Below are 18529 nucleotides of genomic sequence, written 5' to 3'. Positions count from 1 at the left end.
ACGGCCTGTTGACCAGACTGGTATCGGCGCGAAAGGTGATCGGAGGCGGCGATGAGGGTTCGACAGATGACGTCGGTGTGGATACACCGCGACGATGAGGTGCTGCTGCTGTTGCGTCGGGGCTCGCGCGTCATCCCCGACTCGTACGTCGGGATCGGCGGGCACCTCGACGACGGCGAGACCGCCGACCCTGTGCAGGGCGCTCTTCGAGAGCTTCGCGAAGAGGTCGGTCTCGCCGAAGACGACCTCGTGGATCTCGGTCTGCGGTGCGTCGCGATGCGCGAGATGGGCGACGAGGTGCGCATCAACTACTACTTCGCCGGGCGGCTACGCGACGACCGCGAGGCACCGATCACCTGCACCGAGGGCGAGCTGCGCTGGCTCCCGCTCGATGCGGCGTTTGACGACCTGCCCATGCCGCCCACCGGCCGCGCCGCGCTGGTCGATTGGATCGACCACGGCCGCCCGACGGACGGCATCCGATTCGTCGCGGTCGACAGAGCGGATGCCGTCGTCGTGCAGCACGGCGGCGGTGCGGGTGACCTTCGGAGCGCCGTACAGGCGGCGGCGGACCGGGCTCGTGCGCTGAACGATGCTGTCGATTTCGCCGAGGCGGAGTTCGCCCGGCGGCGGGCGGAGGGCGCGACCGCCGACGAGGTCGCGGTCGAGCTCGGTGTCACGCACGACGTCGCCACTCGGCTGCTCGCGGGGCATCTACCGCTGGGCGCACTGATCCGTTCCGCCGAGTACAGCGCGGACGACGCGCACGCCGTTACGCTACGCCGGGCGGCGTTCCGCGACGCCGCGGTTGACGAGAACGCTGCCGCGGGCGGGTGATCGGTCAGCGCATGGACTGACCGTGTGTGCTGTCAGTCGCCGCGGGTGGCTTCGGCCGCGCCGTGCCCGTTGCGACGACGCCGCGACCGTGCCATCAGCGCCCCTGTCGACCAGACTGCCGCTCCGAACACCAGCAGGCCCGCACCGGCCGCCCACATCCACTCCATGCGGGCCACGGTATGCCTCGTCGCCAACGACGGCAAACCAAGCGGCGTCCGACGGGCGGGTGATCGCTCAGTTCATGAGGCGAGAGCGACCGCAACCCCGGCTCAGGGAATGAGGAGCGTGCGCAAGACGCCGCCCGCTGCGAGATCGTCCAGCGCCTCGGCTGCTTCCGAGAGAGGGCGGCGGCCCGAGATCAGCGGGTCGAGCTGGAGCTGGCCATCCATGTACCGGTCGACGAGCGCGGGAATGTCGACCGACGGGCGCACCGAGCCGTAGTTCGACCCGATGATGCGCTGGTCTGCCTCGGCGAGCACGAGCGGTTCGAACGATGCGCGGGCGCCTGCGGGCGGCAGCCCGACGATCACCGCGGCGCCGCCCAGACCGAGCATGTGGATCGCCTGCTCGGTCGTGACCGTGCGACCGATCGCGTCGAAGGCGTAGTCCACGCCGTCGGGGATGAGTGCGAGGAGCTGCTGCACCGCGTCACCCTGCGAGGCATCGATGCGGTCCGTCGCGCCGAACTGCATCGCCATCTCGGTCTTCTCGGGTACGACGTCGATCGCGACGATGCGCTCAGCGCCCGCGAGCTTGGCGCCCTGCACCACGTTGAGGCCCACTCCCCCGCATCCGATGACCGCGACGGTCGATCCGGGTTCGACCGCCGCCGTGTTGGTGACCGCGCCCACACCGGTCGCGACCGCGCAGCCGACCACGGCGATGACGTCGAGCGGTGCGTCGTCGCGCACTTTGATGGCCCCGGATGCCGGAACGATCACCTCTTCTGCGAACGAAGAGACGCCGAGGTAGTGGTGCAGGGGCTCATCGTCACCATCGCTGTGGCGGATGCTGAGCCGCGACGTGCCGTCGAACAGCACGCCCTGGGGAGCGACGACCGTTGCGACCTTCTGGCAGCGCGCTTCGCGCCCTTGCAGGCAGTAGCGGCACTCGCCGCAGGGCGGCACCCAGCACAGCACGACGTGATCGCCGACCGCGAGCGACGTGACTCCGTCACCGACCTCGACGACGACGCCGGATCCCTCATGACCCATCACCATCGGCGCGGGCGCCGGCCATTCTCCCCGGCGCACGTGCAGATCGGAATGGCAGACCCCGGCGGCCGCGATCTTGACCCGCACCTCACCGGCCTTCGGCGTTGCGAGCTCGACGTCGGTGAGGGATACACGGTTGTCCGGGTCACGGAACACGACGGCCTTCATGGGCTTCTTCTCCTTCGAATGCGGTTCGGGATTCATGACGCGACCTTCGCGTTCTGCAGGGCCGAAGCGGCATCGACCCGCGCATTGTGCGCGTGCACCGCCTTGTAGCCGAAGTAGTAGACGAACCCCTGCGTACCCCAGGTCGCCAGCGCAGCGGTGTAGAAGTACGTGCGGTAGGCGTCATCGAACGGCCACGGGAAGAAGTCGTAACTGGCCGCGATCACCATCGCCACCAGCGTGATCACCGTGGTCGCCACGGCCCACCCCTTCGCGCCCGCACGCCAGACCCGCGTCGCGAAGAAGAACACGAAGACCGACGCGATCAGGTTCGTGACGACCAAGAACGTCGCCGGAGCACCCTCGTACATGCCGTCCTGATGGAGCGTCACCAGGTAGGCACCGCCCGCGATCGAGAGGGCGAAGGCGCCGATCTCGTGCCAGAGTGCCGGCTTGTAGCGCTGCGTCACCATCATCAGCCCGAGGATCAGGACGAGTGTGAATCCGAACGACCGAGAGAACGCGTCGAGAAAGTACGCGAGGGTGTACATGGGGTTCTTCGGATCGCCGCCGAGCACCGACCAGAGCAGAAAGTTCATCGCCGAGGTTCCGACGATGATCCACTCGATGCCCAGAAGGTAGTTGCGATATCTGCGGATGAACTTCACCCCGAAGACGAGGCCGACGAAGGCCAACCACAGGGCTGCGATGATGAACAGCGTCTCGATCATTGGCCTGTTCCTTTCCGATGTGCCGAGGGAACCGCCTGGCGGACACGGTCAACGTGTTTCCCGATGTACCCGGTGATCGTCTCGACCAGGGACTCGGGCATGTGGTGCCCCATCCCGGGGATCACGATGTGCCGCGCCCCGCGGATCGCCCTGACGGTAGCCGCGCCGCCGGTCTCGGCGACCAGCAGATCAAGGTCTCCGTTGATGACGAGCGTGGGTGCGGTGATGCCTCGAAGCTGCGCAGTGCGGTCGCCCGAGAGCTGGATGGCTTGGATCTGCCGCGCCCCTCCGGCCCCCAGGTCGCCCGCAGCCCGATCCCAGATGCGGGCGGCGATGGCGGCCTCAACCGCGTCGTCGATCGGAAAGTCCTTCCCGGCGATATGTCTCGTGAGCCGCAGGTGAGCGCGCACCGCATCCGTCCTGTTTCGCGGATCGGGCCCCATCAGCATCCGAAGGCTCGATCGCGCGGGCTGACCGACCCTGGGCGCCCCCGTCGTCGAGTAGATCGACGTCAACGACTCCACACGATCTGGCAGCGTCGCCGCGATCGTCTGCGCGATCATGCCGCCCATCGACCTGCCGACCAGGTGCGCGCGCTCGATGCCGAGATGATCGAGTACGCCCACTGCGTCCTGAGCCATGTCGGCCAGCGTGTAGCCGTCGGATCGCGAACGCGCGAGCAGTTGACGCCACACTCCGGGCGGCGGCGTTGTCGCGAAGGTGGACTGCCCGACGTCACGGTTGTCGATGGAGATCACGCGCAACCCCTGCTCGACCAGCGCGGTCACGACCGATTCGGTCCACGACGTGAGGTCTTCGCCGAGCCCGGCGATGAGCATGATCGCCGGATCGTCTTTGTCACCCGCATCGCGGAAGCAGATCCGCGTTCCGGAGGGCGCCGTGGCGAACCGGTCGACGCTCGCCGCAGAGAGCTCACACATGAGCGACTCGCTCTTCGGTGATCGGGCTGGGCCCGGTCCTGGTCCCGAACCTGAGGTGTTCGTCGACGACCGGACCGCGCAGCGCCTTGGCATCCTGCGGGTACGACATCATCGTGCGCCACGGCTTCGCCCTGCCCTGCCGTGGCAGCATCCTCTCGCCGCGCTTGGCGTACCCCGACTGGAGATCCATGAGCGGTTTGGTCTCCATGCCCGGGGCCGCCACGGGCACGACCGTGTCGAACCCGCGCGCGTCCATGTGCTTCACGAGATCGATGACGTAGCGGCAGAGCAGGCCCACTTTGAGAGTCCAGGAGGAGGTGGTGTAGCCGATCGCCATCGAGAAGTTCGGGATGCCACTGAGCAGCGTTCCGCGATACGCGACCGTGTCGACGACGTCGATCTGACGGCCATCGACGACGATCGGCATGCCGTCGAAGAGCTGAAGGTTGAGGCCGGTCGCGGTCACGATGATGTCGGCCTCGAGCTCTTCGCCCGAGTTCAACACCACCCCGCGCTCGCTGAACCGGGCGATGCCGCCCGTGACGATCGAGGCGTCACCCGCTTTGAGCGTCTGGAAGAAATCGCCGTCGGGCGCTGCGCACAACCGCTGGTCCCAGGGGTCGTAGGGCGGGTTGAAGTGCGTGTCGACGTCGAAGTCGTTGCCGAGGCTCTTGATGTTCTTGCGGCGTATCAGGGCGCGTCCGGCGCGCGGGAACCGACGGAGAGCCTCGATCATGAAGTGCTCTTGCCAGATGTTCTTGAACCTCGTCGCCGCATACCCGCGCTTCTCGCCGAGCACCTTCGTGAGGGCGAGCGCGAGGCGGTCGACACGCGGCAGCGGCATGACGTAGGTGGGGGTGCGCTGCAGCATCGTGACGTGCGCGGCGGCGCCTGGCCCCTTCGTCATTGCCGGCACCACCGTCACGGCGGTGGCGCCGCTGCCGATCACGATGACCTTCTTGCCGCTGTAGTCGAGGTCTTCCGGCCAGTGCTGCGGATGCACGATGGTTCCCTCGAAGTCGTCGCTCCCGTCGAAGGTCGGGGCGTACCCCTCGTCGTAGCGGTAGTAGCCGGTCGCGGCGAACACCCACCCCGCCCGGATCGTCTTCGTCACAGTCGCGCCGGTGGTGGCATCCGTCGTCGCGACAGTGAGTGTCCACCTCGCGTCCGCCGAGGACCACTCCGCGCTCCGCACGCGGTGCCCCGTTCGGATCAAAGGTGAGAGCGCGTTCTCGTCGACCGTCTCGTGAAGGTAGTCCAGGATCAACGGTGCGTCGGCGATCGCGTTCTCGTGACGCCACGGCTTGAACTCGTAGCCGAAGGTGTGCAGATCCGAGTCCGAGCGGATGCCCGGGTAGCGGAACAGATCCCACGTTCCGCCGATGTTCTCCCGGCCCTCGAGCACGACCAGCGACTTTCCGGGGAGCTCTCGGCTGAAGTATGTCGCCGCGCCGATTCCCGATATCCCCGCCCCGATGACGACGATGTCGAACTCCTCGACCACGTCAGAACTCCTGTCGGTCATCCTTGACTCCTTGTACCTCGACGACTGCTTTCCAAAGTCTGATCGGCGACCTGTTCCGGTCGCCACGTCAGGACGCACCTGCTTCTGGCGATGCAGGTGCAACATGCACACGCCTTGGCCGAATGGGTACGAGGACCGGCGACAAACGCCGGGGTGCGAGGGCAGACTGCTGGGATGGAAGAGTTGTGGACCCTGCCCAGCCCCGCGGCAGCTGCGATGCTTCGTTCGATCTGCGAGCATCTCCTGGCCGACGCGGACGGCTTCGCGGATGCCTTCGCCGAGTCGACCGCGATGGCCCAAGCGCACGGCAATGCGGCCCTGCTCGCGGATGCGTCGCTCCTGGCCGAAGACCGTGAACTCCTTCGCGCCGACACCGTGCACTGGCTCACGTCGAACATCCAGCATCCGGGGCGTCGCGTCGCCCCCTATGTCGGGCCAAGGTCGGAGGCGTACATCGCGGATCTCGTCTCACGGGGCATCACCCCCGACTACGTCGCGGGGTGGCGGGCAGCGATGTCGATCGCATGGCGACGGTGGCTGGAGGTCTGCGTGGCGCGCTGTTCCGATCCTGCTCTGCTCGTCGAGGTGCTGGACGTGTCGGCGCACTCGCTGATGCAGTACGCGCTCGACTCGGTGGCGGTGCTGCGCGAGGTCAACCTTACGGCGTCGATGGGCAATGCAGACGCCCAGACGCTCGCCATGCTGCAGCTGATCGTCGGCGGCGCGCCGATGACGCAGAGTGTCGCTGAGGAGCGACTGGGCTACCGACTAGGGCGCAGACACGTCGCCGTCATCCTGTGGACGGATGCCCCGGATCACGACGGCGCCCTCGACAGGGCGGTGGCCGCGCTACGCGCCGTCGCGCGGGCGGGTGCCATGCTCGTGGCACGTGCCAGCGTGGCCTCGCGCTGGGTCTGGCTGTCTGGCCCCGACGCACCCGACCGGCACCAGATCGAGAAGGCGGTGTCGGGGGCGGGAGTCGTCCGCGCTGCTCTCGGTAAGCCGGGCGTGGGCCTCGACGCGTTCCGTTCCAGCCATCAGGACGCTCTCGCCACCCACGTGATGCTCACCCGACTCGAGTCGAATCACCGATTCACGGTGTACAGCGATGTCGAGCTCATCGACAGCCTCACGAAGGATCGCGCCGGCGCCCAGCGGTTCGTGACCAAGGCCCTCGGCCCGCTGGCGACGGCGGACGCGACCCTGCGAGAAGCGATGCTCACCTACGTGCAGTGCGGCTTCAACACCACGCGCGCCGCAGCGCAGCTGTACCTGCACAGGAACACCGTGGAGCGTCGGGTATCACGGGCCAACAAACTGTCGATCATCAAGGTCGAAGACAATCCGACCCACGTCGCCGCCGCGCTGCTGGTCTTGGATCTCGCCCCGGAACTCGTCGATGCGGCGTCGGGTTGAGGTATCGGGCGGTGCCCCTATGTAGCGCGGTCCGTTGCTGTTGATTGCTACCCCGGCCCCCGTGCTGCGACCATGTTCGATAGCGCCCGCGCGGTCGTGCTGTGCAGATAGCGCGCATAGCCACCAAGGCGAATCATCATGCACTCTTCGGCATCATCGTCGGTCATCATCACGGCTACATCGCTAAGGCGGAGTCGATCGCCGGGGTCTGATCCGGCTGACTCCGGTACGACCGCTACGTGCCCTTGCGGCCATCTGTTCGGAACGTCTGGCTCGTACCCCGCAAATGGCACGGCTGCACAGTCAAGGACATCGTGCCCGATGACGGTGAATCCATGGTTATCGCCATCTGATCTTGTGACCCAAGTCCGCGGATCCCGAGGTACCCAGTCCGCCGAACCCGCTGATCCAGCGGAGCCCGCTGCAGTTGGTGCTGTAGTTCGTCTGAGCACCTCATCGCCTTGCTCCGCGGTGAGTTCCTCGAACGATGTCGTGGCGGCGACCGGCATTGAAGCAACCTGAGCGCCAGCTTGGTCGTTGAGGTTACCCCACGGCAAACTTCGTCTTTGCGAGCGCATGCCCGGCCACATCACGAGCGCGCCCTGAGTCAGCGCTCAACGCCTTCGCCACCTCCACAATGTCCACCCCACCCGATAGATTCGCGCTGTGACCGAACATCAGCCCAGTTCTCCCGAGGAAGCGCGCTGGATTGCGGCGCTCGACCTCCTAGTAGGTACTGGCGTTTTCCGCATCGAAGCGCGCGAAGACGAGGAGCGTCTGCCCTCGCTCTGGAGTCGGCTCCGTCAACTCGCCGATGATGCAGAGTCACCGGATGCTACCGAGGTCGCCTCACTCTTGAGTCGAGTCGCCTCCTTCATCGCGCGACCCGATGACTGGGCGCAGCCCTACGAACCGATGGTGGCTCTTCAGGAGGGGCGGTCAACGATTCCGAACGACCTCACCGAGGAAGAGCTATCGATTCTCGGGAACATCACGCCAGTGTTGCCCGACACGATGCTTCGTGTGCGAGTCGCCGATGTCCTCGCTGTCTGCTCGTCAGGACGGGAGCGGATGAAGTGGTACGAGATCGAGCTAGATGCGCTTTGCGATCAGCCAGGGAAGGCGACTACACGGCCGCGTGAGACTGATGCTTGGGATCGCGCTTTGCTGGTCGCGCGCCGACATGGCGCCGTCTTCGACGAGCACCTCGATCGTCTCGTCTCAGCGCTGACGGGATTCGTCTTCTCCGCCAACGTGTCTGAGCATCCGGGTGCCGTCGCTGACCTCTTGGTGAAGCACAACCTTGCCCGATCGGATGCAACCGATATCGCCGAGCGCCTTCGCGAGCTTGCAGCCGAGTTCAGCAAGTCGAACCTTGACGCCTGTCGCGCCTACCGACGTCGAGCCGCTCAATGGTTCGACATCGCCAAGGATCTTGATCAGGCCAACATTGAACGGCTCGCGATCGTTCGGAGCTACATCGCAGAAGCAGAGACTCTCGATGCCCACGCGGAGGCAGGATCCCATGCACGCTCCGGACACCTCTACGAGCAGGCGCTGAAGACGCTCCGCCTGATCCCGCGCCGTCGACGAGAAGCGCTCGGGGTGGGCAATCTGACAGCGGATCTCGCACGGCGCATCCGATCCTCTGGCGCCGCCACCCTCGGAATGATGGGAGTCTTCGAGTCCGACCCCGTGGATCTGGCGGATCTTCGCGCAGCGAGCAGGTCGAAGGTCAGCGGCAAGGAACCTCTCGCAGCGCTGCGGGAGTTTATTGACCTTGCGTCATTCGCGTCCTATGAGGCCGACCACAAGCAAGCCGAGGAACTCATCCAAGAACATCCCTTGCAGAGCCTGTTCTCCAACACACACTTCTCCCATGACGGGCGAGTGATCCACCGTTCCAGCGGACGCGGCGGAGAGCCCATCTATGGGGAGGATCCGTCCGTGTGGCGGCAGATGATCCAGATTTACGAGTTTCGCATTTCCTTGACGGTCCAAGGAGCTCTGGCGCCCGCGTGGGTGGCCCTCAGCAACGACCATCGACTTTCGGTCGGTGACTTCCTGCAGCTGACTCAACAGAGCTCGATCGTTCCTTCCGACCGAGAGCGACTCTTTGCCCAGGCCCTGTACTACGGGTACGACGGAGACTTCATCACTGCGGCACAACTGCTCGCGCCGCAACTGGAGCACCTCGTGCGCCTCCACCTTCGAAACGCCGGTCAGTCAACCACCACGATCGATGAGCGCGGGATCGAGAACGAGATCGGCCTATCCGCGCTCATGACGCGCGACTCTACAACTGAGATCTTCGGCCCGAACCTTGCATACGAAATTCGCGCGCTCTTTTGCGGCCCGATAGGACCGAACCTGCGCAATCAGTACGCCCACGGACTCAGCAATGATTCAGCTGTCGGCTCGGTCGAGGCACTGTACTGCTGGTGGTTCATGCTGAGACTCGTGTTCGTCACGTTCTGGAATCACATGCACGACGCGCAAACGGCCGACAACCATGAGCCTGCCGAGCGCTCACCGGCCGAGCCCAACGCCGCGTCTTGATCCCGCGGCGCGCTCCTCTAAGCCCGACAGCGGCCGGTACCGGTTAGCGCGTAGGCGGAAGCCGAGAGTGCCGACAACGCCATTCAGCGCCTCAAACGCGCTCGTCATCGCTACCGCTCGCCTTCGAGGATCATCTCTATGCGACGAGGGCTGGCTCCACGGAGTAGCCATTGAGTGGACGTCTGCCACTCACCGCGGTAGATCAAGCTGTCCTTGGGTGCTGTCATAAATCCGTCAGCACTAGCAGGGTGCCAGCCTTCGAGCAGTAGCGTCACGCGGCGCGCAAGGTGCGGCAAGAGCCGGTCATCTGTTTGATCTGTGAACTGCCATTTCGGGTACACAGTGACACCGGATGCGTCGAACGCATACAGTGCGCTTGCCTGTTGGCGCGCATGTAGAGGAGACCGGAGTAGTGCTGCTTGCCCGGCCAGGTTGGGAAGTCGCGCAGTCAAGCCCCGGGAAGTGGTGTAGCGGTCGGTGATCCTCCTGCTGTTGGTTTCGGTTAGGCACCGAGTTCGAAGATGGTGTCGGTCACCTCCTCGGTTCCGTTGTCGGGGACGAGGGTGAGGCGGGACTTGGCGAGAATGTCGAGGCCGAGGTAGCGGCGGCCTTCGGCCCATTCGTCGGTCTGTTCGGCGAGCACGGTGCCGACGAGGCGGATGATCGCGCCTGACGCCGCCAGAGTGAGACCGGGGCCGTCCGCAACCGCGAAGGCCGCGCCCGCGTGTCACAGAATTACTGGCAGGGAACATCGAATCAACGACGCGGGGACAAGATCATTGGCGCGGAGTACCGAATCACTGTCAACGGACAGTTGATGCGGCACAGACACACCTCAGATTTCCGTGACCAAACCGTTGCACTCGTTACCTCGCCGTTATAGAGTGATCGCACGGTGAATGTTTGCTGTGGCATCCACCGCATGTGATTGCAGGACACTCTTGGTGCAAGGGACAAGGGCCGGCCGGACGCCTCTCCGGCCGGCCCTCATGCATCCGCCGGCCGCGCTTCGCGCCGCACTACGCTTGTCGACATGACAGACCGCGAACTGGCGCTCCACGCGTGGGAAAGCCTGTTCCGCGCGCAACACGAGCTCTTCACCGCCATGAGCTCCGACTTCAACGACGCACCGATCACCCAGGCCGAGTACGACGTGCTGCTCACCGTCGTACGCGCGCCGCAGATGACCGTGCGCCTGCGCGACGTCACCACGAACATGCTGATCAGCCAGCCCAGCGTGTCACGCCTCGTCGACCGGATGGTCGACCGCGGCCTGGTCACGAAGAGCGCCGACCCCGACGACGGCCGCGGCTCAGTGCTCACCGCGACGGATGCCGGCGCGCGCGCGTTCCGGCAGGTCGCCACCGCACACGGGCGTTCGATCGCCGAGATGATGGCAGCACTCGACGACGACGAACTGCGCAGCCTGCTGGAGCTCACGTCGAAACTCCGCGATAGTCGAAGATAGCAACGAATCCGCGCACGCGCGGCTCGAACATCGGATGCCGGAATCTCGGCATACTTCCAAGAAAACTCGAACAAATGTTTGACTACACATCTGAATCTCCGTAGCCTGGTCTCATGACCAACCACCTGACCCCGCTGAGTGAGGCGATCGAACGCCTGCACGCAGCCTGGTCAGGTGCGCACGACGCGACCGACCTCACCCGCGCGCAGCTGATCGATGCGAACGACGCGCTCGGCGCTGTGCGCCGTCTCACCGATGCGCTGCAGACCGAGATCGCGGCGGGCATCGCGTCCGAATCTCGGACGAGCCTGGGGCCCGACTCGCTGGCGAAGCAGCAGGGATTCCGCAACGCGACGCAGATGATCGCCACCACGACGGGCATCTCGACGGCCGAGGCCTCTCGACAGGTCCGCGTCGGAGAAGCGACCGCGCCGCGCACAGACCTGGTGGGCGACCGACTCCCCGCCAAGTACCCTGCAGTGCAGTCCGCACTGTGGGCAGGCGCCCTGGGCGCCAGCACATCGGGCTTGATCATCGCGCTGCTCGACAAGGTCCGCTTCAAGGTCACGCCCGAGCACCTCGCCGCAGCCGAGGAACAGTTGGTCGAAAAGGCCTCCGGCCTTTCGGTGGACGACGTGCGCAAGCTGCTGTCCCGCGCCGAGGCCTGGCTCGATCCCGACGGTGTAGCCCCGCGCGAGGACGAGATCCGCGCGCAGCGTTCGGTGACCATGTTCGAACGCGACGGCGCATTCCATCTCAACGGTGTCTTCGATATCGAGGCGGCGGCTCCCCTGCGCGCCGCGATCAACGGATACGTCTCCGCGCAGTTCGCCGCCCGCAAAGATGCCATCGATCCAGACGCCCCCGACGCCGATCACCGCACCGTCCAGCAGTTGCAGGCCGATGCACTCACCACGCTCTGCGCGCACGTCATCGGGTGTGACAACGACGCCCCGGCCCTGGCCGGCGCAACGGTGATCGTGCGCGTCGACCTCAGCGACCTGACCGACGGCACCGGCTACGGCACCATCGACGGCTCAGACACCGCCGTCAGCATCGGCGCCGTGCGCCGCATGGCGGCATCCGGCGGTGTCATCCCCTGCGTGCTCGGATCCGACAGCGAACCGCTCGACTGGGGACGCAAACGTCGCTTCTTCACCTCCGCACAGCGTCTGGCACTGGCAGAACGCGACGGCGGATGCGCGATGTGCGGCCTGCCGCCCGAAATGACACGCGCCCACCACATCAGATGGTGGCAACGAGATGCCGGACCGACCGATCTCGACAACGGCGTCCTGCTCTGCGAGACCTGTCATCACCGCATCCACGACAACGGGTGGGACATCCGCATCGACGGTACCGGCGCATCGGCCGCAGTGTGGCTCATCCCACCGCCCAGCGTGGACCCGTCGCGAACACCCCGGCGGGGCGGTCTGGCGCGCTACAGCCTCGCGGCGTAGCTCGCGCCAGGGAACGCGCGGCAGTGCGACGGAGTGCGCACCAGTTACGCGTGACAACTATTGGGGGTCGAGTACTGCGCCCGGCTCTGGCAAGGTGTGTGGGGGTTGCCTTCGAGGGGAACGCAACCATTAGGGAGAAACCATGGAGATCGCCGGAATCGTCGGCATCCTATTGATCATCGGCATCGCCGTCGTCGCCGCCATCGTCGTCCTACTGATCATGCTGCTGTTCGCACGCAGCTGGATCAAGGTGGCGCGGGCCGACGAGGCGCTCGTCATCTCGGGGCGCAAACAGAAGGTGCAGCGCGCCCTCATCAACCCGGACGGCTCGACCAGTTCCGAACTCGCCGAATCGCCGGTCACCGTGATCGTCAACGGCAAGTCGCTGGTCAACCCGATCACGCAGCGCCACGAGATCATCTCGCTGCGCTCACGCCAGGTGTCGCTCAACGCCGAGGCGCAGTCGCTCGACAGCGTCACGCTCAACGTCGACGGCGTCGCCATCGTCAAGATCGGCTCCGACCCGCTGTACGTGCGCCGCGCCGCCGAGCGCTTCGCATCGCAGGACAAGGCGATCGAGCAGTTCACCACCGAACAGCTCGAAGGTGCCCTGCGCGGCATCGTCGCCACCCTGTCGGTCGTTGAGCTCATGCGCGAGCGCAAGAAGTTCTCCGACCAGATCGCCTCCGACGTCTCGCACGAGCTCGCCGAGCAGGGACTCATCCTCGACTCGTTCCAGATCAAGGGCATCACCGACGCCGTCGGCTACATCCAGTCACTCGGCGCCCCCGAGATCCAGGCCAAGCGTCAGGCCGCCGAGATCTCGCAGACCAACGCCGACCGCGCGATCAACCAGAAGCACATCGCCAACGAAGAGGCGAACCTGATCGAGCAGACCGCGCTCGACACCAACACGGCAAACGCCAACGCCGGCATCGGCCGCGCCCGCGCCGAAGCCGAGCAGGCCGAACACCTCGCCCGTGCCCAGGCCGAGCAGGCCGTCCTGCAGCAGCAGGCCGAGAACCGACAGGCTCAGCTCGACGCCGACGTCAAGCGCGTCGCCGACGCGCAGCGCTACGAGGCCGAGACCCGCGCGCAGGCCGACCTGTTCACCCGTGAGAAGTCTGCCGAGGCCGCCGCGATCGAACAGATCAAGCAGGCCGAGGCCCGCACCCGCATCGCCGAGCAGCAGGCAGAAGCCGACCGCGCCCGCGCGGCCGGTGAAGCCGCCGCCGCCGAAGCGAAGGCCGCCGGTGACGCCAACGCGCTGCGCGCACAGGCGGAAGCCGAAGCCGAGGCCCGCCGCCTGCGCTCCAGCGCCGAAGCCGACGCCATCCGTGCCGAGGGTGAGGCCCGCGCGGCCGCCGTCGAGGCCGAGGCGAACGCGATCGCCTCCAACCAGGAGGCCTTCCTGTCGCAGCGCGTCCTCGACGTCCTGCCCGCCATCATGTCGGAGTTCGCCAAGGGCTACTCCGCGATCGGCAACGTGTCGATCATCGGCGGCAGCGGCGACGACGGGGCATCCGACGTCATCGGCGGCGACAACGCCAAGGCGATGCGCGCCGTCTTCGACAGCGTCAACGCCGCCACCGGTCTCGACCTGGCCGCCATCATCCAGGGCCAGGCCGTCGGCCGCGGCATCGGCTCGGGCATGGCGCAGCCCGCCACGGCCGACCCGACCGGGCAGCCCGCGAAGCAGCCGGCAAAGCAGCGCACCGCAGCATCCGCCACGGCCAACGCCACGGCGGAGAACGCAGAGCACACCGACGCCGACTGACGCGTCCACACACACAGAACCGGCGGAGGGGCACAGCCCCCTCCGCCGGTTCCTGCTTCGTCAGCCGAGTGAAGCCGCTCAGCCGCGCGAAGCCCCTCAGCCGATGGCGAGCGCGATCTCGTTGGGGGTGTGCCCCAACGTGACCGTAGCGATCACGTCACCAGAGGTGAGGTCGACTGCGTGCACCGCATCAGCGGCCGGCTCGGTGACGTACGCGATGTCACCGTGCACCTTGATCGCCGGGTGGGCCTCCTGCCACTGCGCGGGGCTCTCCCACGGCGCGACCACGGGGTACGCGGCGGTCAGCTCACCCGACTCCGGGTCGAGCACGTGGATCTGCCCATCGGCAGAAAGGATGTAGGCAAGGTCACCCGGACCGCGCGCGATATCGCGGAACGTGTACCGCACCTCGTCGGGCAGCTCGACAACGTCAAGCGTGCGCGCGGCGGTGTCGATCAGCGTCACCGCATCGAGCAGGTAGCCCTCGGCATCCGGATCATTCTTGTAGTCTCCGACGGCGATCGGGCTGGTCTCCGAGACGAACATGTTTCCCACGCGTCCGAACTCATCAGGAGAGTCGAGCTTCACGAACTCCTCGTCGACGAACAACAGCGCGCCGTTCTCGCACCCGAACACGACGGCTTCGTCCTGTGCCGTACCCTCACCGTGGATGCCCGGGCACTGGTCGCTCGTCGCCTCGTCGTGCCAGTGGTCATCGTGCGGGTGCAGCGCAACCGCTCCGCTGCGTGACGTCTCATCGCCGACCGTGGTCAGCAGCAGGCCGTCTTCGAGCACGATCGAGACGCCGTGGTGCGCGTCATCGGCGACGTACGTCGAGGTTTCGGGCTGCACGTCGTAGCCGTCCGCGAACGCATCGGTGTCGAGGATCGTCGTCGTGCCGGTGCCGTCGTCGTACAGCGCCGTGCGCCCCTCGTGCGGCACCACGTGCCCAGGCGCGGTCGCCGGGAAGACGAAGTCGGTCAGCTGGGGGGTCGCCGTGTCGAGCAGCTGGAACCCCTCCGATGTGGTGACGGCGACGGTGCGGCCGTCGCCGAACGGGTTCAGCCGGATGAACTCCTCGGTCTCGAACTCCTCGATCACCTCGAGCGTCTCGGCGTCGAGCACGGCGACGCCGCCCTCGAACGCCACCGCCACCCGACCGTCGGAGTGCTCGTGTCCGGCGGAGTCGGATGCCGGTGCCGCCGCGTCACCGGCATCCGCGGGGCTCGCGCAGGCGGCGACGAGCAGCGAGACGCCGGCGAGCGCCGCGACGGCCGCTCCCGTTCTGGTGTACTTCTTCATGTGTTCCTCTCGGTGCGTGCCCCGGGACGGGGCGGGACAAGGGTGGGCGTCAGCCCAGCCCGTGGGCGATGCGCGTGGTGTTGGCGCGCATCATGGTCAGGTAGGTGCCGGCCTCGCCGTCGGGCTCGGTCAGCGATTCGGTGAACAGTTCGACGACCGACACCTCGACGCCCGCCTCAGCCGCGAGCACCTGAACGAGGCGGTCGGGTTGCGAGGACTCGGCGAAGATCGTGGGCACGCCCGCTTCGTCGATGGCGGATGCCAGTTCGCGCAGGTCTGCGGCGCTGGGCGCGGCGAGCGTGCTGCCGCCGGGGATCACCGCACCGACGACGCGGAAGTCGAAGCGCTCGGCGAGGTATCCGAAGACGTGATGGTTGGTGACCAGCGCGCGTCGCTCGACGGGGATCGCCGTGAACGCTTCGGTCATCTCGGCGTCGAGAGCCTCCAACTCGTCGCGGTAGGCTTCGCCGTTGGCGGTGATCTGCGACGCATCGACACCATCGATGCCGATCAGCGCCGTCTCGATGGCGTCGACGACGTCGAGCATGCGCGCGGGGTCTGTCCAGAAGTGCGGGTCGGGCGCGCCTCCGGCATCCGTGTCGGTGTAGTCGAGCACCGAGATGTGCTCCCCCGCGACGACCTGGGTCACGCCGCTCTCGGCGACGCGGTCGAGGTGTTGCTGCAGGCCTTCTTCGAGGCCGAGCCCGTTGGAGATCACCAGGTCGGCGGCGTCGAGCTGCGCGCCCTGCTGCACCGAGATCTCGAAGGAGTGCGGGTCGGCGTTCGGCCTCATCAGCGTCGTCACCTGGGCTTCGTCGCCGACGAGGTTCTCGACGACATCGCCGAGGATGTTCGTGGTGACGATGACCTGCGGGCGGTCAGACCCGGCCGTGGCGGGAGCGCATCCGACCAGACCACCGCCGACAAGAGCAACCAGAGCAACCGTGGCGACCAGCGCGGGCCGTCGCATCCGCTTCATCGCCCCACCTCCGCCATCAGCCAGGGGTGAGTCGGCGTCGACAGCACGCGCGCAACGCGCACCGCGTCGGCGAAGTCGATCTCGATCACGCCACCCTCTTCGGGATCGTTGAGGTATGCCCGCCGCGCGTCGACCGTCAACGAGCCGACCGCGCCGGTCACCACCGGATCGGTCACGACGACGCCATCCGCGCTGTGCACGTGCACCCGCCCGTCCCGATCGACGCCGACGACGTGTTCGGCCTCGTCGTCGACGGCACTGACGTGCACGAGCGCGGCGTCGGTGGCAACGAACTCCCAGGAGCGTTCGCGCGCATCGAGCAGCCAGAAGCCGTCGCCTCCGGCCGCGCCCGCGACGGCGGTGCGCCCCTTGCGTCCGTCGAGAGTCGTCGCCCGCTCGGCGGTCACGTCGCCCGGGTACGGAATGCGCTCGAACGATGCCTGCGCGTCGTCGACGGTGGCCAGCACAGCACCGTCGGCGCAGCCGATGACCAGGCCGACGGTCGTGGTGACCGCGCCCGACGCGGCGACGCACGGCCCCGACGAGCCGACCGCCGCGCCGGATGCGTCGATGACGTCGATACGGTCGTCGACCGCGACCGCGGCGCCCGACCCGAGGGGCGCGACCACCCCGTCGTTCGCACCGGTGTCGATGCGGAAGAGTTCGACGATCTCGCCGTCGGCCAGCGCCTCGTTGTCGAGCAGCACGGCCTCTCCGGATCCGGCGAAGAACACCCCCGTCGTGCCCGCGGTCGACAGCGGCCCCGTACTGACGGTCGCCGGCCCCTCTCCCGGCACGTCACCGATGATGCGCGGTTCAGCCAGGTAGAAGTGGAAGTGATCTCCGTGATGCCAGCTCCAGCGCCCGCTGTCGATGATCTGCAGTCCATCGCCGGTGCTGACGAAGCCGTAGCGCCCGTCGCTGGCCAGTGCGGTCGGCGCCGCGCCGCCCGCCAGCGGGATGCGCCCCAGATCGGCGCTCTCGTCAGAGGCGAGATCTAGCATCCCCACACCGCCGTCCCGGTCGACCGACAACAGCGCCAGCGGCGCCTCGGCGACCTCGGCGGCGCCGGCGATCTCGCCGTGTCCGGCCGAGTTCCCGGCATCCGGAGCGGTCGTGTCGGAGGCGGCGCCGGTCGTCAGCGACGCGCACGCGGTCACGATCGTGACGGCGAGCAGCGCCGGCAGAGCGGCGACGGGTCTGCGGATCTTCATGCGGTCCTTTGCGGAGTCGGGAGGGCGTGAGAAGTCGGAACGGTGTGACGGTTCGGGAGGGCGTGACGGGTAGGACGGCTCACGAGCGATCGGATGCCCGATGACAGTGTCGCGAGCACGATCGCCGCTCCCGCGATCGAGGCACCGGCGGATGTGCCGAAGTACCAGGACGCGAGTAGCCCGAGCACCACGGCGCCGGTGCCCGCAACGGCGGCGAGCGCCATGGTGGCAGGGATGCGGGTCGTCCACGCGCGCGCGGCGACCGCAGGTGCGAGCAGCAGCGCGACGACGAGCAGCGTGCCGACGGCCTGGTACGAGGCGACGACGGCGAGCGTGATCAGTCCGACCAGGGCGACGTGGGCGAACTGCGGCCGCAGCCCCAGGCTGGCGGCGATGCGCGGATCGAAGGCCGTCGCGACGAAGGAACGGTGCAGCACGACAGCGACCGTGACGGTGATGACCAGGGCGATCGCGAGTCCGGTGATGTCGGCGGTGCCGATTGCCAGGATGTCGCCGAACAGCAACGCGGTGGCGTCGGTGGCGAAGCTGCGCGAGTGCGACACGATGATGACGCCGAGCGACAGCATGGCCACGAACAGCAGTCCGATGCTGGTGTCGTACGACAGGCGCCCGCGGCGCTGCAGCAGACCGATGGCGGCGCTCATCGCGACGGCGCTGACCGCTGCACCCAGCAGGACGGGCAGACCGAGCACGGTCGCCAGTGCCACTCCGGGCAGCATGCCGTGGCCGATCGCCTCGCCGAGAAACGCCATGCCCCGAATGACCACCCAGGTGCCGACCACGCCGCAGATCACGGCCACAAGGGCGCCGCCGATGAGGGCGCGCACCAGAAAGGCAGAGCTGAGCGGGTCGGTGAGGATGAGCACGCGTCACACCGTACATGAGAATGAGAATGATTATCAATTGCTACAGTGAGCGTC

15 protein-coding genes and 1 pseudogene are annotated in these 18529 nt (G+C 67.1%); 6 read left to right on the top strand and 10 right to left on the bottom strand.

The features are described from left to right. Nucleotides 1-66: 66 nt before the first annotated feature. Nucleotides 67-837, top strand: a complete 771-nt coding sequence (locus PTQ19_RS02495; protein ID WP_274368329.1) for an NUDIX domain-containing protein — start codon at nucleotides 67-69, stop codon at nucleotides 835-837. A 32-nt stretch (nucleotides 838-869) separates the two neighbouring features. Here the strand turns inward: PTQ19_RS02495 and PTQ19_RS02490 are convergent, their stop codons facing one another. The 5 genes from PTQ19_RS02490 to PTQ19_RS02470 all read right to left on the bottom strand — a co-directional run bounded on the left by PTQ19_RS02490 (nucleotide 870) and on the right by PTQ19_RS02470 (nucleotide 5413). Continuing rightward, entirely contained in the window at nucleotides 870-1013 is a 144-nt protein-coding gene (locus PTQ19_RS02490) for a hypothetical protein (RefSeq protein ID WP_274368328.1), read from the bottom strand. Nucleotides 1014-1106: 93 nt separating this feature from the next. Next, entirely contained in the window at nucleotides 1107-2219 is a 1113-nt protein-coding gene (locus PTQ19_RS02485) for a Zn-dependent alcohol dehydrogenase (protein WP_318247840.1), read from the bottom strand. 32 nt (nucleotides 2220-2251) lie between these two features. Beyond that, the gene (locus PTQ19_RS02480) at nucleotides 2252-2947 is read right to left on the bottom strand and encodes a hypothetical protein (protein ID WP_274368326.1); all 696 of its coding nucleotides are present in this window, start codon (nucleotides 2945-2947) and stop codon (nucleotides 2252-2254) included. Then, on the bottom strand, nucleotides 2944-3888 hold the full coding sequence (locus PTQ19_RS02475) for an alpha/beta fold hydrolase (protein WP_274368325.1): 945 nt from the start codon (nucleotides 3886-3888) through the stop codon (nucleotides 2944-2946). The genes PTQ19_RS02480 and PTQ19_RS02475 overlap by 4 nt, the downstream gene beginning before the upstream one ends. Then, nucleotides 3881-5413 (bottom strand): flavin-containing monooxygenase, encoded by a 1533-nt coding sequence (locus PTQ19_RS02470; RefSeq protein WP_274368324.1) that lies wholly within the window; start codon nucleotides 5411-5413, stop codon nucleotides 3881-3883. The genes PTQ19_RS02475 and PTQ19_RS02470 overlap by 8 nt, the downstream gene beginning before the upstream one ends. 174 nt (nucleotides 5414-5587) lie before the next feature. Here PTQ19_RS02470 and PTQ19_RS02465 point away from each other — a divergent pair, with 174 nt between their 5' ends. Both PTQ19_RS02465 and PTQ19_RS02460 read left to right on the top strand, forming a co-directional pair. Next, nucleotides 5588-6829 (top strand): PucR family transcriptional regulator, encoded by a 1242-nt coding sequence (locus PTQ19_RS02465; protein ID WP_274368323.1) that lies wholly within the window; start codon nucleotides 5588-5590, stop codon nucleotides 6827-6829. Between the two features lie 666 nt (nucleotides 6830-7495). After that, nucleotides 7496-9388, top strand: coding sequence for a DUF4209 domain-containing protein (locus tag PTQ19_RS02460; protein WP_274368322.1), 1893 nt, complete (start codon nucleotides 7496-7498; stop codon nucleotides 9386-9388). A gap of 502 nt (nucleotides 9389-9890) precedes the next feature. On the opposite strand, the pseudogene PTQ19_RS02455 reads toward PTQ19_RS02460, so the two are convergent. Then, nucleotides 9891-10055 (bottom strand): annotated as a pseudogene (locus PTQ19_RS02455) (IS256 family transposase); the annotation flags it as partial. 366 nt (nucleotides 10056-10421) lie between these two features. On the opposite strand from PTQ19_RS02455, the gene PTQ19_RS02450 reads away from it, so the two are divergent. From PTQ19_RS02450 to PTQ19_RS02440, 3 genes are all read left to right on the top strand, one after another. Then, entirely contained in the window at nucleotides 10422-10856 is a 435-nt protein-coding gene (locus tag PTQ19_RS02450; protein ID WP_274368321.1) for a MarR family winged helix-turn-helix transcriptional regulator, read from the top strand. 113 nt (nucleotides 10857-10969) lie between these two features. Beyond that, nucleotides 10970-12316 (top strand): HNH endonuclease signature motif containing protein, encoded by a 1347-nt coding sequence (locus PTQ19_RS02445; RefSeq protein WP_274368320.1) that lies wholly within the window; start codon nucleotides 10970-10972, stop codon nucleotides 12314-12316. Nucleotides 12317-12458: 142 nt separating this feature from the next. Beyond that, on the top strand, nucleotides 12459-14093 hold the full coding sequence (locus tag PTQ19_RS02440; protein WP_274368319.1) for an SPFH domain-containing protein: 1635 nt from the start codon (nucleotides 12459-12461) through the stop codon (nucleotides 14091-14093). 96 nt (nucleotides 14094-14189) lie between these two features. Here the strand turns inward: PTQ19_RS02440 and aztD are convergent, their stop codons facing one another. From aztD to aztB, 4 genes are read right to left on the bottom strand one after another with little or no spacing between them, the layout of a single operon-like run. Further along, nucleotides 14190-15395 (bottom strand): zinc metallochaperone AztD, encoded by a 1206-nt coding sequence (aztD, locus tag PTQ19_RS02435; protein WP_274368318.1) that lies wholly within the window; start codon nucleotides 15393-15395, stop codon nucleotides 14190-14192. Between the two features lie 49 nt (nucleotides 15396-15444). Continuing rightward, nucleotides 15445-16365 (bottom strand): zinc ABC transporter substrate-binding protein AztC, encoded by a 921-nt coding sequence (aztC, locus tag PTQ19_RS02430; protein WP_274369015.1) that lies wholly within the window; start codon nucleotides 16363-16365, stop codon nucleotides 15445-15447. A 5-nt stretch (nucleotides 16366-16370) separates the two neighbouring features. Then, complete coding sequence (locus PTQ19_RS02425; RefSeq protein ID WP_274368317.1) at nucleotides 16371-17588, bottom strand: ABC transporter; 1218 nt, start codon at nucleotides 17586-17588, stop codon at nucleotides 16371-16373. Then, nucleotides 17585-18475, bottom strand: coding sequence for a zinc ABC transporter permease AztB (aztB, locus tag PTQ19_RS02420; protein ID WP_274368316.1), 891 nt, complete (start codon nucleotides 18473-18475; stop codon nucleotides 17585-17587). Before aztB ends, PTQ19_RS02425 begins: the two co-directional genes overlap by 4 nt. Nucleotides 18476-18529 lie beyond the last annotated feature (54 nt).

Origin of the sequence: Microbacterium esteraromaticum, from assembly GCF_028747645.1 — a bacterium.
GTDB classification, from domain to species: Bacteria; Actinomycetota; Actinomycetes; order Actinomycetales; family Microbacteriaceae; genus Microbacterium; species Microbacterium esteraromaticum_C.
Note: the sequence above shows the minus strand (reverse complement) of the source record. Positions and strands in the feature narration are given on the sequence as shown.

Coding starts and splice junctions, on each gene's coding strand:
- PTQ19_RS02495 (WP_274368329.1), top strand. CDS start 67: ATGACGTCGGTGTGGATACACCGCGACGATGAGGTGCTGCTGCTGTTG.
- PTQ19_RS02485 (WP_318247840.1), bottom strand. CDS start 2,219: ATGAAGGCCGTCGTGTTCCGTGACCCGGACAACCGTGTATCCCTCACC.
- PTQ19_RS02480 (WP_274368326.1), bottom strand. CDS start 2,947: ATGATCGAGACGCTGTTCATCATCGCAGCCCTGTGGTTGGCCTTCGTC.
- PTQ19_RS02475 (WP_274368325.1), bottom strand. CDS start 3,888: ATGTGTGAGCTCTCTGCGGCGAGCGTCGACCGGTTCGCCACGGCGCCC.
- PTQ19_RS02470 (WP_274368324.1), bottom strand. CDS start 5,413: ATGACCGACAGGAGTTCTGACGTGGTCGAGGAGTTCGACATCGTCGTC.
- PTQ19_RS02465 (WP_274368323.1), top strand. CDS start 5,588: ATGGAAGAGTTGTGGACCCTGCCCAGCCCCGCGGCAGCTGCGATGCTT.
- PTQ19_RS02450 (WP_274368321.1), top strand. CDS start 10,422: ATGACAGACCGCGAACTGGCGCTCCACGCGTGGGAAAGCCTGTTCCGC.
- PTQ19_RS02445 (WP_274368320.1), top strand. CDS start 10,970: ATGACCAACCACCTGACCCCGCTGAGTGAGGCGATCGAACGCCTGCAC.
- PTQ19_RS02440 (WP_274368319.1), top strand. CDS start 12,459: ATGGAGATCGCCGGAATCGTCGGCATCCTATTGATCATCGGCATCGCC.
- aztD (WP_274368318.1), bottom strand. CDS start 15,395: ATGAAGAAGTACACCAGAACGGGAGCGGCCGTCGCGGCGCTCGCCGGC.
- aztC (WP_274369015.1), bottom strand. CDS start 16,365: ATGCGACGGCCCGCGCTGGTCGCCACGGTTGCTCTGGTTGCTCTTGTC.
- PTQ19_RS02425 (WP_274368317.1), bottom strand. CDS start 17,588: ATGAAGATCCGCAGACCCGTCGCCGCTCTGCCGGCGCTGCTCGCCGTC.